This window comes from Desulfosarcina widdelii (genome assembly GCF_009688965.1).
Lineage (GTDB): Bacteria > Desulfobacterota > Desulfobacteria > Desulfobacterales > Desulfosarcinaceae > Desulfosarcina > Desulfosarcina widdelii.
On sequence record NZ_AP021875.1, the window covers coordinates 2,431,848 to 2,445,555 of the forward strand.

14 protein-coding genes and 5 tRNA genes are annotated in these 13,708 nt (G+C 47.1%); 4 read left to right on the forward strand and 15 right to left on the reverse strand.

Annotated features, from left to right (window positions below):
- Positions 1-7: 7 nt before the first annotated feature.
- The 5 genes from tuf to GN111_RS11470 form a co-directional block, all read right to left on the reverse strand.
- The gene (gene tuf / locus GN111_RS11450; protein ID WP_155303870.1) at positions 8-1,201 is read right to left on the reverse strand and encodes an elongation factor Tu; all 1,194 of its coding nucleotides are present in this window, start codon (positions 1,199-1,201) and stop codon (positions 8-10) included.
- A 67-nt stretch (positions 1,202-1,268) separates the two neighbouring features.
- Positions 1,269-1,345: transfer RNA gene (locus GN111_RS11455), tRNA-Thr, on the reverse strand.
- A gap of 62 nt (positions 1,346-1,407) precedes the next feature.
- Positions 1,408-1,483, reverse strand: a tRNA-Gly gene (locus GN111_RS11460).
- A 134-nt stretch (positions 1,484-1,617) separates the two neighbouring features.
- Positions 1,618-1,702 (reverse strand) — tRNA-Tyr (locus GN111_RS11465).
- A gap of 20 nt (positions 1,703-1,722) precedes the next feature.
- Positions 1,723-1,798 (reverse strand) — tRNA-Thr (locus GN111_RS11470).
- A 524-nt stretch (positions 1,799-2,322) separates the two neighbouring features.
- Between GN111_RS11470 and GN111_RS11475 the strand changes: the two genes are divergently transcribed.
- Complete coding sequence (locus tag GN111_RS11475; RefSeq protein ID WP_231715722.1) at positions 2,323-3,948, forward strand: LysM peptidoglycan-binding domain-containing protein; 1,626 nt, start codon at positions 2,323-2,325, stop codon at positions 3,946-3,948.
- A gap of 10 nt (positions 3,949-3,958) precedes the next feature.
- Positions 3,959-4,034: transfer RNA gene (locus GN111_RS11480), tRNA-Arg, on the forward strand.
- A gap of 668 nt (positions 4,035-4,702) precedes the next feature.
- Here GN111_RS11480 and GN111_RS11485 read toward each other — a convergent pair.
- From GN111_RS11485 to GN111_RS11510, 6 genes are all read right to left on the reverse strand, one after another.
- A complete protein-coding gene (locus GN111_RS11485) occupies positions 4,703-5,197 on the reverse strand; it encodes a hypothetical protein (protein ID WP_155303882.1) in 495 nt (164 codons plus the stop codon).
- Complete coding sequence (locus GN111_RS11490) at positions 5,190-5,546, reverse strand: hypothetical protein (protein ID WP_155303883.1); 357 nt, start codon at positions 5,544-5,546, stop codon at positions 5,190-5,192. The genes GN111_RS11485 and GN111_RS11490 overlap by 8 nt, the downstream gene beginning before the upstream one ends.
- Positions 5,547-6,031: 485 nt before the next feature.
- Positions 6,032-6,262, reverse strand: a complete 231-nt coding sequence (locus GN111_RS11495; protein ID WP_155303884.1) for a KH domain-containing protein — start codon at positions 6,260-6,262, stop codon at positions 6,032-6,034.
- The gene (locus tag GN111_RS11500; RefSeq protein WP_155303885.1) at positions 6,262-6,609 is read right to left on the reverse strand and encodes a PilZ domain-containing protein; all 348 of its coding nucleotides are present in this window, start codon (positions 6,607-6,609) and stop codon (positions 6,262-6,264) included. Before GN111_RS11500 ends, GN111_RS11495 begins: the two co-directional genes overlap by 1 nt.
- Positions 6,610-6,620: 11 nt before the next feature.
- The gene (locus GN111_RS11505) at positions 6,621-6,902 is read right to left on the reverse strand and encodes an integration host factor subunit alpha (RefSeq protein WP_155303886.1); all 282 of its coding nucleotides are present in this window, start codon (positions 6,900-6,902) and stop codon (positions 6,621-6,623) included.
- An 806-nt stretch (positions 6,903-7,708) separates the two neighbouring features.
- Positions 7,709-8,101 (reverse strand): hypothetical protein, encoded by a 393-nt coding sequence (locus GN111_RS11510; RefSeq protein WP_155303887.1) that lies wholly within the window; start codon positions 8,099-8,101, stop codon positions 7,709-7,711.
- Between the two features lie 439 nt (positions 8,102-8,540).
- Here GN111_RS11510 and GN111_RS11515 point away from each other — a divergent pair, with 439 nt between their 5' ends.
- The gene (locus GN111_RS11515) at positions 8,541-8,759 is read left to right on the forward strand and encodes a hypothetical protein (protein ID WP_155303888.1); all 219 of its coding nucleotides are present in this window, start codon (positions 8,541-8,543) and stop codon (positions 8,757-8,759) included.
- Between the two features lie 189 nt (positions 8,760-8,948).
- Here the strand turns inward: GN111_RS11515 and GN111_RS11520 are convergent, their stop codons facing one another.
- From GN111_RS11520 to GN111_RS11535, 4 genes are all read right to left on the reverse strand, one after another.
- Positions 8,949-10,022 carry a hypothetical protein gene (locus GN111_RS11520; protein WP_155303889.1) on the reverse strand — a complete coding sequence of 358 codons (1,074 nt, stop codon included), beginning with the start codon at positions 10,020-10,022 and terminating at the stop codon, positions 8,949-8,951.
- Positions 10,023-10,218: 196 nt separating this feature from the next.
- Positions 10,219-11,037: a type II TA system antitoxin MqsA family protein gene (locus GN111_RS11525; RefSeq protein ID WP_155303890.1), complete on the reverse strand. Its 819-nt coding sequence runs from the start codon at positions 11,035-11,037 to the stop codon at positions 10,219-10,221.
- 5 nt (positions 11,038-11,042) lie between these two features.
- A complete protein-coding gene (locus tag GN111_RS11530; protein WP_155303891.1) occupies positions 11,043-11,411 on the reverse strand; it encodes a hypothetical protein in 369 nt (122 codons plus the stop codon).
- Positions 11,412-11,542: 131 nt separating this feature from the next.
- The gene (locus GN111_RS11535) at positions 11,543-12,814 is read right to left on the reverse strand and encodes a tyrosine-type recombinase/integrase (protein WP_155303892.1); all 1,272 of its coding nucleotides are present in this window, start codon (positions 12,812-12,814) and stop codon (positions 11,543-11,545) included.
- Between the two features lie 561 nt (positions 12,815-13,375).
- Here GN111_RS11535 and GN111_RS11540 point away from each other — a divergent pair.
- Positions 13,376-13,663, forward strand: a complete 288-nt coding sequence (locus tag GN111_RS11540; protein ID WP_155303893.1) for an ankyrin repeat domain-containing protein — start codon at positions 13,376-13,378, stop codon at positions 13,661-13,663.
- Positions 13,664-13,708 lie beyond the last annotated feature (45 nt).

Below are 13,708 nucleotides of genomic sequence, written 5' to 3' on the forward strand. Positions count from 1 at the left end.
TGCAGTCCTATTCGATTATCTCGCTGACGACACCGGCACCCACCGTGCGTCCGCCTTCGCGGATCGCAAAACGAAGCTCTTTCTCCATGGCGATCGGCGTGATCAACTCGGCCGTAATGGCAACGTTATCACCGGGCATTACCATCTCTACGCCTTCCGGAAGATTCAATATGCCCGTCACGTCCGTCGTCCGAAAATAAAATTGCGGACGATATCCGTTGAAAAACGGCGTATGCCGGCCGCCCTCTTCCTTGCTCAGAATGTACGCCTCGGCCTTGAACTTCGTGTGCGGCGTGATCGATCCAGGCGCACTCACCACCTGCCCGCGCTCCACCTCGTCGCGCTTGGTGCCGCGAAGCAGCACGCCGATATTGTCGCCCGCCTGTCCTTCGTCAAGCAGCTTGCGGAACATCTCCACGCCCGTACACACCGTCTTGGTCGTCTCGCGGATACCCACAATCTCCACGTTGTCGCCCACATGGATGATCCCGCGCTCCACACGACCGGTCACAACCGTTCCCCGACCCGAAATGCTGAACACGTCCTCGATCGGCATCAGGAACGGTTTGTCCACATCGCGCTCCGGCTCCGGAATATAACTGTCGATCGCATCCAGAAGCTCGAAAATGCACTTGGCGTCTTCCGAATCCGGATCATCGCTCTCCAGCGCCTTGAGCGCGCTGCCGCGGATGATCGGCGTGTCGTCTCCAGGGAACTCGTACTTGTCCAGAAGCTCGCGAAGCTCCAGCTCCACCAGCTCGATCAGCTCTTCGTCGTCCACCATGTCGCATTTGTTTAAAAAAACCACGATGCGCGGTACACCCACCTGACGGGCCAACAGGATGTGCTCGCGGGTCTGCGGCATCGGGCCGTCGTCGGCGCCCACCACCAGGATCGCCCCGTCCATCTGGGCGGCGCCGGTGATCATGTTCTTGATGTAGTCCGCATGGCCCGGGCAGTCCACATGCGCGTAATGGCGAGTGGCCGTCTCGTATTCCACGTGGGCCGTGGCGATCGTGATCCCGCGCTCTTTTTCTTCAGGCGCCTTGTCGATCTGATCGAACGGAATAAAATCCGCCATCCCCTTCAACCCGCTCAACTTCGTGATCGCTGCCGTCAGGGTCGTCTTGCCATGGTCAATGTGACCGATGGTCCCTACGTTTACGTGCGGCTTCGTCCTCTCGAATTTTTCCTTCGCCATGTTTACACCCTCCCATTGATGGACAGTTTCCGGCTATTTCTTTTTCGTTTTCAACTTAAGGTAAAAATGGAGCCCACGATCGGAATTGAACCGATGAACCTCTTCCTTACCAAGGAAGCGCTCTACCGACTGAGCTACGTGGGCTTTGATTGGCAACAAACAAAAAAATACAACGGCAGGCAAATAATGATCGGCGTCGATAGTGATGGAGCGGGAGACGAGGCTCGAACTCGCGACATTCAGCTTGGAAGGCTGAAGCTCTACCAACTGAGCTACTCCCGCGTCAATACTCCGGCTAACGAATAACGCGTCTCGATTGTCATTGCTGATCGTCTGAAATACAGCAAGGAGCAAGCCATTGTAGTACGGTAGCGATCTTTTTGTTTGCAGCGATCTCCTACAAAAACTTACTAAAATGGTGGTGGGGGGAGGATTTGAACCTCCGAAGGCGTCGCCGACAGATTTACAGTCTGTTCCCTTTGACCACTCGGGAACCCCACCTTAGTATCAGCTCTAAACGCTGGAGCCAGCGGAGGGACTCGAACCCCCGACCCACTGATTACAAATCAGTAGCTCTACCAACTGAGCTACGCTGGCGAACAATGCTATAAAAGAACGAATCAATCATGCGGCTGAAACGCCCTATAACCGGCACGATTGATTGAAACGATGTCTTTTACACAAGTTGATTTCTTTTTTCAAGTAAAATTTAGCCTGAATCCACATTTTTTAACCGAACATTGACGGGCATCCCATCACCAACTATTGACAAAAGCAAACGCCAGTGTGTAAAGACGCTACAAACAAGCGGCTTTGCATTGACCTGCCGCAAAAACAATTAACGGCAAGAGGACGAACCCGTGGTTTCCTGTTTAACAAGAACGCTTATTTGCTGTGCGCTTATTTTTCTGTCCAGTTGTTCCCATATGACCCAACCGGGCAGAACCGAAAACGCCGCCCTTCCCGAATCCGAAGCTCCCGCCCCAACCGCTGAAATCACCGCAACCGAAAATGACGCCATATCCGAAGCACCGGATAAATCACAGGACCTAATGGCCAGCGCAGATGAAGTCATAGGTACCGACGTGCCGGCTCAAAAAGATTCCGAGGAAAATGAGGGTATGCCGCTGCCCGCAGCCGGAATCGAGTCACCGAACAACCACACAACTGCAACGGCATTGCTGGACAGTGCCATTCAGCAGCAGTTGGACGAGGCCCTGGATTTCTGCGAAGCCGCCCAAGTGTTCTGGCAGAACGGTGAACTGGAAAACGCCCTGGACGCGCTGGACAAGGCCTACTCTCTGATACTTACCGTCGAGCCGGACGACCCCGCCAAAATGGTCCAGCAGAAAGAGGATCTGCGGTTTCTGATCTCCAAGCGTATCCTTGAAATTTACGCCTCGCGAAACATTGTTGTCAACGGCAACCATAATGCCATTCCCCGCGAAATCAACGCCAACATCCAGAAAGAGATCGACCGTTTTGTAATCGGCGGGGAGAAACGATTTTTTATCGAATCGGTGAAGCGCTCCGGCATGTACCGCCCCATGATCTTGAAAAAACTGGAGGCGGCCGGTCTGCCCCCTGAACTGTCGTGGCTGCCGTTGATCGAAAGCGGCTTCAAGGTCAAGGCGCTCTCCCGAGCACGGGCCCTGGGACTATGGCAGTTTATTCCTTCGACGGGGTATAAATTCGGGCTGAAACGAGATCAGTATATCGACGAACGCATCGATTTCGAAAAATCGACCGATGCGGCCATCGCTTACCTGAAGGAACTGCACAGCATGTTCGGGGACTGGTCTACGGTTCTGGCAGCCTACAACTGCGGCGAGGGACGGGTTCTGCACGTCATCCGGACCCAGAACATCAATTATCTGGACGACTTCTGGGATCTTTACGGCCGACTGCCATTCGAAACCGCCCGCTACGTGCCCCGCTTCCTAGCGGCCCTGCACATTATCGAAAACATGGAAAAATATGGCCTGTCCGATATCGAGCCCTATCCGCCCCTGAAATTCGAAACCGTGGATGTCCAGCGCCAGGTCAATCTGAAAGACATCGCCCCTGCTTTGGGAACCACACTGAACACCCTCAAGGAGCTGAACCCGGAGCTGCGTTACAGCGTGCTGCCGGCCCGCAAGTATACCCTGCGGGTTCCAACCGGCAAAACCGACCTGCTTCTGGCATCCATCGACCAGGTACCGTTGTCGACCCCGCCGCGGCCAGCGTATGTCTATCACCGCGTTCGACCGGGCGACACCTTGTCCACCATTGCCCGGCGCTACCACACCAGCGTCAGAAAAATCATGTGGGCCAACAACCTGAAGCGCTCCAGCTACATCGTGGCCGGAAAACGACTGAAGATCCCGCAACGGGGAATGGTGGTTACCCATGCGACGCCCCGAACGGCAACCCGCGAGGAGTGGAACCGCAAACATGTGGTAAAAAGCGGCGATTCCCTGTGGATTATCGCCAAACGATATGGTACGACCACCCAGAAAATTCAGGAGATGAACCATCTTTCCTCCACCCGGTTGAGCATCAATCAGGTGCTGACGGTTCCATCCAAAGCACCGGTGGCGGAAAAAGAGACTCAGGGAGGCAACGGGACCTATTACGTACAGCGGGGCGACAGTCCCTACCTGATCGCCCGCCGGCATAATATCCCGTTGAATCGTTTCCTGAAGATCAACAACCTGACACCCCGAAGCACCATCTATCCGGGTCAGTCGGTGCGCATCGAATAACCTATCCATCGCCCCCGTAGCTCAGGGGATAGAGCATCGGATTCCTAATCCGTGCGCCGCAGGTTCGAATCCTGCCGGGGGCACCAATAAAAACAGCGAGTTATAACCGTCTATCTATTTCGCCAGAATCGGCCTTCTTCATTTTATCCAACTATAGTCCAACTTTTTGCACTATTTCCAGCCTTTGTGGCCGGCTCTGTGAATTGACATCAGGTTTGAAACCACCTGGGATTTGCCGGGATTCGGTGGGAATTGATGGGATATCGACCGAGAAAGACTTTTTCGGATTCTGAGTTTGATTTTAGTCTTTATGGCCGGTTTTTGATCGGCGAACTGAAAACGGCCTGAGAAAACCCCAGGCCGCCATAAATTTACCTATCTTATTCGGTTTAAATCTACTGATTAAATTTGGTGCTTGCTTTTAAAAGATGCCCTTAGTGGGCTAAACAAACTTTTGTGAAGCTTTAAACAATAGCCACCCGCCGATTTTGACGAATATTTAACCTCGTATCTGCTTACCCTGCTCGCGTTTGCTAATTGCCGGTAAAGGTTAAAATCTTGCGGATCAAGAACTTTCTGCAAAAAGGTCTCTCTGTCTATGTGCTTTGTATGGTGCACACCGTGTTTGGCGCCTAATGCCTCGGCGCAATGAACGATTTCATAGAATAGTGTCGTAATTTTCCAATCAAAATAATCGGAATTGAAATTACTGCTTATGTCCTTGAAAAACCTATGATTAATGTCCGACTGCCTTTTATGCTCCGTAAGATTGGGCATCCTCATGGCCTCGCGTATAAACCAACTCAGAACCAGATGGAGAACTCTCATGCGTTTCCATAAATGGCTCTACTCTTAAATCAAAATAGTATCCATTATATGTAACGGGTAACGTCCCATAAGGTCCTGTATATATTTTATTTTCAAGCTCAAAATCCAAATCGTCAGTAAATGTGCAGACAATGATATCTTTTTTTTCATTGTCGACCTTTAGCCAAACACTGTGAACACCGGGTTCTTGCTTGCAAAACTGACGATAATTGGTCTTAAAGTCGGACAGCATCGTATTCACCATTTCATTGGGCTTGTTATCCTGCTGTTTTATGAATTTATCATAAGCAAGATTTACACCAACAATTACTATGTGGACGCCGTTTGCATTTGATGCCAATTCCTGCCCATAATCAATTCTTTTGGGTCCATAATATCGATCCAGGTAAAGCAATGCTTGAGTGTCAATTACATTATGCATTAATCTTCCCAGCTACTTTCGTGACAATTTTTTGGCGTTCATTGGCCTTTTCAATAAGCCAATTGCCAATTGCCCTTGCTGTTTCGGGTTCCAGTGCAAGACCAAAAATCACATCTCTTATAATAGAGTCATCCGATTCAATTTCAATGGGAGGCTCTTTCAACCTTCCATCTTGCTGGACTTCATATGTCTGTTTTCGTGGGATAGGTGCCCTTTCGGACCACAGATTGGCAATAACATCTCCCTGCGAATTTAGGCCACCATGTACACCAGCTATCGAGTAGACTGCATAATTTTGTGAAATTTTATACCTAAATGAAACTTTACGCGTACCTTTTTCTTCAGACATAGAAAGTCACCATTCAGATCTTTAATTTTTGGTGTGTATGTGCATTTGTGAGAATAATTGTGGAATGAGGTCGCCTCTCGCGCCAAATGTAAAGCGTAACGGGTTAAGAAGCTGATGAACCCTTAACAGGAAGTCTTTGAAATAGTCAATACTTTTAGGGCCTGCTATACCATTTATACAAAGCGTCATAAGTAATTGCGCATAGATTTTAGCTTAACCCTTGAAACACGGACTTTTGGTGATGCTGATTCGCATTTATATTGGACGCTGTGTATAGCTACGATGAGTTAGTGGCCATCGGCATCCGGATTTATAACCGAACAAACAAAGGTCTCCGGTTTCCCAGTGGCCGCCCTAAATATATTGATACACCATCTTATAGTGGCTTCACCGCCGCCATCAACCGCCCCTCCAACTCCACCCGATGATTCAGCGACGCAGCATATGGATAATGTGGGTATGGAAGTTTTCAACGAATTATAATGCTATTCTATAAGCTCCACAACAATCCGCTTATTGATTTTACCTGATACGGCCGCCATGAGTGTGCGAATGGCCTGGATATTCCTTCCCCTTATACCAAGGATCTTGCCTATGTCTTGTTTGGCCACAGCCAGCTCCAGGACGATGGTGTGAGCACCATCGGTCTCTCTCACAGACACCTGGTCTGAATAATCAACCATATGCTTTGCAATTTCAGCTAATAGGATCTTCATCAGTTGTCACTTAAACCTTGGGATTTTCGGTTACTCTCGTGCACAATCTCCGGAAACTCACCATCCTTGCAAACCAGGCCTTCTAACGGTTCATCGAACTCCACAGCAAAGCCATCAGGATCGCTTCGAGTCACTTGGCCAGTTACCTGGATAATGTTGTCAAATTTGAATAGCGGAAACTCGAGCGTTATCGCCTGATTCAGGGAGACCCTTCGCGGTGTCTTCACAAACAGTCCACCGGCACCGATGTTCTTTATTACATCCCGGTGTGTTCCCTCTTTGACGGTATACTGAACAATGATATAGGCCGTGCGGCGAGGATACTCTTGCCGATTGGGGATCTTCATTTCAAAGGCTCCTACGAGTTGATTTTATCTCTCAACTTGCCGGAGCACCTGAATGTCACTATCCTGCGAGGACACAACATCATCTCTTGGCCAGTGGCGGGATTACGACCTTTGCGTTGATGTTTTTCCTGCACGCAGAATTTGCCGAACCCAGAAACCAAAACATCTTCACCTGATTCGAGGGTTGCCTTGATGAGTTCAATTAAGGATTCAAAAAGTTCAGTGGACTTCGTTTTGGAGAATCCCAAATCAGATTGGAATTTATCAATGATACTTTTTTTGGTCAGAGCCACGCGTGGATCTCCGTTCAGTATGGAATCAGCAATATCATATTTGGCCAGAGTTAGGCGGATATAACTACTTTTGTCAAGGGGTTAATATATAGTGTTCACGGTACATGGAGAAGGGATTATAGATGGTTCGCCGCTAAAAAGCGGCTAAAGAGGATTAATGAACGGCCAGTTGAGGAGTTACGATTGAATATATATGGGAATAATATCCCGATATTTCAATAATAAGCTTTTTTTCCTATATAAATAATAGAAATATCCAATTTGTATTTGATGATTTCTTATAGTTAATGACCAAAAGGGACACCCAATTGGACTGATCGGTCATTTCTGAAATGTATTGAATCTCACGTTCCCTAAATCCGGGCAGGACCTCCTTTCAGGAGGCCTGCCCGGTAACCCTGCCTGCCACATCTGTAAAATTTTCGAAACGCCTGCCAAGATGTACAGCACAGCAAGGGCAATTGCTATTCTATTTCCCCTTGGTGATTCATCAATACCGCATAGTGAGTGATATACCCAGTCACTACATTGTAAACTGTCATAGGCTCATGACCGGCAGCGTAACAGATCAGACGCAGATTTCATCTGCCGTCTGCATCTGTCTTGTTCGACGATTTCCATATCACTATGAAAACGACAAACCAAACGAATATGCTGGCAACAAAAGTGGCTTTTCTTTGGCACGCCAAACCTGCTAAGCAGACAACAGCACCAACCCCAGTGGCCCAAGCGGTCGCAGTGATAATTCGTGATTTAATGAGCTTTCTCATAGAATTTTACCCAAACCCTTGTCACCGCTTGGCTGTCTATGCCTCCTTGTGCATACATTTAGTCACGTCCATCAACCCTGTGCCTGTTTGATGTGGTAATTCTCTATCAACATTCTGAACATATTTTTTAATTTTTCCCTTAAGATAGTTCACTGTAATCTGATCATACCCAAGCCATCTAAAAGCCTCATCTATATCATCGACAAACACGTTAACATTCAGATTGCCTAAACGAAGCGTGTGGGCAAAAATCTCCGCTACCATTTTGTGCTTGCCAGCGTTGATAAGAATTGCGTAACGGTAGTCTCTGCCCGCATATTCCTCGATTTGTATCTCGCACGCTTGTTGCAGCCCCTGAAAGGTTATCTTGTCGGATTTCTGAACAGTGCGACAATCAAGCAGTCCTCTTATTAGTTTCCATTCCTTCATCTCGATTTGAGATGTCAAAACGTGGATGTACAAGTCATGGTCATCGACAATGCCGTGGCCAAACGTATACGTAAAGTTGCACAATGGATAATAGTACCGCTTAAAAGCCATTGAGTGTTAAGATTTAAAATTTGAAAGTGGTAAATTGTGAAATATATCCCAAAAATATACAAAGCGCGCACGAAACTGTCAATATCAGTTCGGTCAGCTTTTCGAGGTGTTTTGCAATCGGCCTCGAGTCGGGGCACTATCTGCCGATGGTTTTTATTGAAGGCAAACCAGATTCCACGGCCAAAGAACACGTTCCACTCAAAGAATTTGGCAGGATCCAATTCCCCGGATCTTGCCTTTTTTCCCTTAAGTCTTTTTGGAAACATACGATACCTAAGTGGATTGAAATGATTTCTTATTGACTATTTATGATGGAAAGGAGTCCGCCATGGCAGACTGTGAATGTTTACCAACATGTCCATTTTTCAACGACAAGATGGCCAATAAACCTGGCACCGCTGATATGTTCAAGAAAAAGTATTGCCTGGGCGATAACACTGATTGCGCCAGGCATATTGTTCTGAAAAAGCTAGGCAAGCCAAAGGTGCCTGTAGATCTTTACCCGAGTCAAAAAGATGTAGCAGAGAGGCTCATTGCCGCAAACTAAATCTGCTTAGCTCTGGGGCGGAAGCAGGAAACCTAAGGTTCGGAGTGTTCCATAACATCCATCCTCCATCGATAATTTTACGTTCTGTAGAGAGGAATCCGGATGGAAATAGAAAATGCACAAAAATTTTTTAAGAAATTCGAAAAAAGAGAGGGGGAACTAAAAGGCGGGATTAATATATCTACAACATCAACTGGTTAGTTTTCTATAGATTGATTTCAATTCTTTTTTCCGCTTCGGGACAGTGTTCCTATGGATGCCACAAATTTTAGCCAAATCAGAATCGGATATTTCTGGATCTCTACGCATTGCATCAAAAATTGGCTTTATTTTTATATATTGGGGTTTCTCAAACTCCTTGGAGAGCCTGTCAAAAGTCAACTTAATATCCAATTGCATCCCGGTGCTACTGTCTTTTGGAACTATTTGAGGCCTGTTCTCCACCAGTTCATCTATGCTCAAAGTACCATCATTAAACTTATGCTTTTCTGTGCGACATTTTTCTTTATAATTTTTTAAATCGTTTTCAAACTCTCCAGGTAGGCATCTAAAAACACCAGCGATTGCATCACTAAAAAGTTTTGCCTCTTGGGTGTTCTTCCCCTGAAGAATCTTGCCGATTTTTATTTGATCATGATCCGGCAAACCAATATCTTCGATGAAGGATTCAAGTGGAGGAGCTCCTTCTCTACTCTTTTTGATACTTAGGGCTATCGACATATCGGCTTCAGATTCAATAAGGTCCTCATCAACTCTATTATTTTTAGCGATCAAACCTACTTGAAGTAATGCAAACAATTCTTCCCTAGCTTTTGGATCCTTTTCTATCACAAGATCAATGATGTAATGGCCGTATATTTCCTTTCTGAGCCGATAATTGAGCGCTCGAGTCCATATTCTAAATGTAGTAATTGCCTCCACAAGAGTACGGTGATACTCTTTAAGCTGATCAAAAGGCACACCCTTTTTCATCCAGCCCTTTGCATCAAATGCAAGTACATGTGGTTTTATCCAATCAGGAAGGTACCTACCGCTGAGACGGAATTTCTTTTTTGTTCTGGGTAGGAGCTTCTTAGGAAAAACTATTGTTAGAGAAAGTAAGTGAAAAGGCAATTCCTTAAGGTGAAAACCGTCCGCCTGTATAATCGCATCATCAATAGACTTAATATCAGGATATTCTTTTCGGGCGAGTTCAAAAAGCTCTTGAACACGTGCGGCTTCCCATATTGGAATCCGGGTTTCGTAATAATCTATAAGTTTCAAGTCGAATACACCCCTGCAGTGTATCCTGGATACTTGATCCGGGGAGGGCCGGCCCAGGAAAGCCGGCTTTCGAGCCGTCGCTCTATCCCCGGAAAAAAGGGGCCAGGCTGTGCCGAACTGACCGGTTGAGCTGGCCGGTCATATGTTCTGCAATAGCTTTTCAGATTCGGTGATCGTCCAAATCCTATGCCCCACATTATATTTCAGTCAGATTCGCCGAATCGCTGTAAGGAATGATTGCGCCGGTTGATTTGGTCTTCCAAGCAGACTCACGGTGGGCAGCTTCATAAGCCAAATGCTTTGCCGGAAATTTGCGTGCCACTCTGGCAATAATCTTGACCTCTTCTTCAGAAAGAGGTTCAGCTTTGCTTTCATCTGCATTTCTGATAGCGTCAACCAATTCGCGATAATTATTTAGCTGTGGTCCGTGAGGTAGCGCTGCATAAGTGGCTCCCGTCATACTTCTTCCAAGTTCCCGATGGGCTACCATGTCAGCAAACCAAGTATATTTTGCATCGTAAAGCAACATGTCTCCATCTTGGAGGAATGCGGAACCGAGTTGCTTTTCAAATTCCATCATCACAAGCTTTACTCTTTCCAGAGAGAGCACCCTGTTGCCTACATAAAAATTTCCCGCCTTCTGGCCACCAAAGGCGCTTCTAAGCAAACGATCCATCGGTTTTGTCTGTATGATGCCGAGTTCCCACCGTTTAATACTCGATATTCCCAAACCGGTCATTTTGGCGAGTTTCTTCTGGCTCCAACCTAAACGTTTCCGGTTTTCTTTCATTTCGACGGATGTCAACAGGCCAACCTTTTTCTTGTAGGCTTCCGCTATTGCAAGCTGTGCTTTCGCGGCCTGGTCAATTGTTCCAATCTCAATTCCGCATTCCCTGCACACATATACGTCAATCTCATATTCAATGTGCTCGCCGCGGAAGGTCGTCTCCTTTACAACCTTTTGGGCTTTCAGGTCATTGTGCCCCCTTGGGCATCTAATGTCTTGAATATCCATCTTATTTACCTCCCCCTTCTTACGGTTTTGTGCTGATGCAAAGAGACAATGTAGAGAATGTCACCGTTTATAACGAATTTGAAATATGCCTCGCATCCGAACCGTGCACTGTTCCATCTGAAGGCAAAAAGATCTAAGTCCTTGATTTGATCTTCATATGATTTTTCTGGCGGCCGCCGTCCAACATAATCCTTAGGTCTGATTTCGTCCAATATTTCGGAGAGAATATCTGTCAATTCGGATATCAGGTATCCAAGATCAAATGCATCTGATGCTAACGCGGCCAGATTAATTGTAAGAATTTTGTTTTGAGAGACTGAGTCCTTTGCCTGGGATAACTTTAGATCTAACTCCCGAAACGATGGTCTATCCATTTCCCTCCAATTCCTTGGGTACCAATTGATACCGTCTAAGTCGATTATGGTACCAATTGGTACCGATGTCAACACCATTTTTTGCTATGCGGCAAAATTGAAAAAACACCTACAGGACTATGGCTCTCCTGTTATTTTAAAACCTCCAGCTTTGCTTTTGCTGGTCTTCCTAGTGTCTCCACCAGCTTATTCACCGCATTCCGCTTGATGTCAGGAGCAAGATGGCTGTATCGCATGGTGGTCGATATGTCCTTGTGACCCATGAGTTCCTGAACCGTCTGCAGGCTCTCTCCACCCATAACAAGCCAACTGGCAAAAGTGTGGCGGAGGGTGTGAAAAACAACCTTCTGGCGATGATCGGTGATTCCATCGTTCAGTTTCAATTCATCCACGGTCCGGGCAAATACTGGTGACACTCTGGTCTGGATTGTGCCCCGCTTCTGGATTGTAGAAGGCTTCAGCTTGCGTTTCTTTTTCCCTTCGGTTGGTTTTCTACCACCCGGCCAGGCCGGGAAGATCAATCCCGGTTTTTTGTCGGCAACGGTCCACCACTCTTCGAACATCGCCTTGATGGGTTCAGTAATATAGGCATGACGGGTACCGCCTTTGCTGTCCCGAACGTGGATGGTGCCGGCTTCGAAATCCAAGTCAGACAATTCCAGGGAGGCAATCTCTTTGAACCGCAGGCCGGCGTAAAGGCTGAGAACGCATTGACACCAAAGCTGGATGGATTTCTTTTTGACGGCATCCAGCAGCGCCTTTGCCTGATCCTGGGTCAGGAATGCAACCCGCTGGTTGGATATCTTCGGGAAATCGACCTTGGGGAAATCGCAGTCATGGTGCCCCCACCCCTTAGTCTTTCTGAAAATGGCACGAGTCAGTTGAAGGCATTGGGTAATGGTGCCTGGGGAAAGTTTTTGCTTTTTGAGGGAGGCCTTCAGTCGTTCCAAATCAAAAGGGGACAGATCCTTGATCGGGGTGTCTTTGAATCGGGGTTCCAGATGTTTTTCGTACCGGTTTTTGTCATCACGATACGACTTTTTATTGTTCTCCGACCATTCGAGAAAAAGATCGGCCATTTCGCCAAAGGTGACGGCAGCTTGCCTTTCAGCTTCTGCCATCTCCGCTTCAGCCTTCTTGGCCGCGGCCTCCACTTCCCGCATTTCTTTGATTGACTGAGGGGAAACACCCTTTTTAATGTTTTGGACGATCTGACCGCGGAGGGTTGCAGCTTCGCCGGCCGTCATACCATCGGAAAGCCATCCCAGGGCCTCGAAACAAGGTTTGCCTTCCCGCCTGTAATAGATCTCGAAATATTTGTCCTTCTGGCGCCTGAATGTCCTGGTGGGATGCTCCCGGTATCGAACGCCCGGATGTGTCGATTTGATCCATTTGACTGGCATCGGACCCCCTTCCGTGTGTCGGAGAATCCGAAAGTTGTCCAACTTTAGTCCAACTTTTTTACGGTTCCCCCAACTTCCCTGATTTTCTTAACCGCCATAACAGGCTTGTTTTTATAGTCTATTAGAACTTGAGGGAAAGTCAAGGAAAGTTGAAATAACGTATTCCTAATCCGTGCGCCGCAGGTTCGAATCCTGCCGGGGGCACCAATAAAACCACAAAAAACCAGCACATTAAAGGCGATCAAGACAAACTTTGAGAGCCTTTAATTTTTAGGTGTCAACACAGGGTCAACTTTTTAACCGATTTACACTCCATCCGTTACACAGAAGCACCTTCCGCTCCGAATTGGTTTCCGCAGAACCATGCCCCTTCTTTTTTAGGACCCAGGAGTTATGACCGGCTGCTCACAAAATCAGACCACCATTATTGACTCAATTATGGGTTAATGCTAACAATCTTTGCGATCCATCCTGCGTCAAAAACTCCAAATCATTTATGGTTGTTTCCATTAGACTGCAAGGTCAATCCCAACAAGTCGGGAATCCGACACAGGAGGTAACATGCAACGAATTCAGTGGATAGCGATTGTTTCTCTGGCTTTTATCATTTGTTCCTGTGGGGGCCTTTTGTACAATGCACAAACTGGAAATATCGAACTTATGGAAAAGTCACTGGAGCATGGTACTTCGATCGAAAAAAAGAACCAGGCAGGAAGCACTGCATTGATCATAGCTGCGTACAGTGGGCAAAATGAAGCAGTGGAATACCTATGCAAAAACGGAGCGAATGTGAATGCTCAAGCGAACAATGGTACGACAGCGTTAATTAGTGCTCATCCACAGGAATAACTACCTGTAATAAATAAGAAACGCGCATTTTGTAGTGGTTTTTCT

Coding starts and splice junctions, on each gene's coding strand:
- GN111_RS11485 (WP_155303882.1), bottom strand. CDS start 5,197: ATGCATAATGTAATTGACACTCAAGCATTGCTTTACCTGGATCGATAT.
- GN111_RS11515 (WP_155303888.1), top strand. CDS start 8,541: ATGGCAGACTGTGAATGTTTACCAACATGTCCATTTTTCAACGACAAG.
- GN111_RS11475 (WP_231715722.1), top strand. CDS start 2,323: ATGCCGCTGCCCGCAGCCGGAATCGAGTCACCGAACAACCACACAACT.
- GN111_RS11490 (WP_155303883.1), bottom strand. CDS start 5,546: ATGTCTGAAGAAAAAGGTACGCGTAAAGTTTCATTTAGGTATAAAATT.
- GN111_RS11530 (WP_155303891.1), bottom strand. CDS start 11,411: ATGGATAGACCATCGTTTCGGGAGTTAGATCTAAAGTTATCCCAGGCA.
- GN111_RS11540 (WP_155303893.1), top strand. CDS start 13,376: ATGCAACGAATTCAGTGGATAGCGATTGTTTCTCTGGCTTTTATCATT.
- GN111_RS11535 (WP_155303892.1), bottom strand. CDS start 12,814: ATGCCAGTCAAATGGATCAAATCGACACATCCGGGCGTTCGATACCGG.
- GN111_RS11510 (WP_155303887.1), bottom strand. CDS start 8,101: ATGAAGGAATGGAAACTAATAAGAGGACTGCTTGATTGTCGCACTGTT.
- GN111_RS11495 (WP_155303884.1), bottom strand. CDS start 6,262: ATGAAGATCCTATTAGCTGAAATTGCAAAGCATATGGTTGATTATTCA.
- GN111_RS11500 (WP_155303885.1), bottom strand. CDS start 6,609: ATGAAGATCCCCAATCGGCAAGAGTATCCTCGCCGCACGGCCTATATC.
- tuf (WP_155303870.1), bottom strand. CDS start 1,201: ATGGCGAAGGAAAAATTCGAGAGGACGAAGCCGCACGTAAACGTAGGG.
- GN111_RS11525 (WP_155303890.1), bottom strand. CDS start 11,037: ATGGATATTCAAGACATTAGATGCCCAAGGGGGCACAATGACCTGAAA.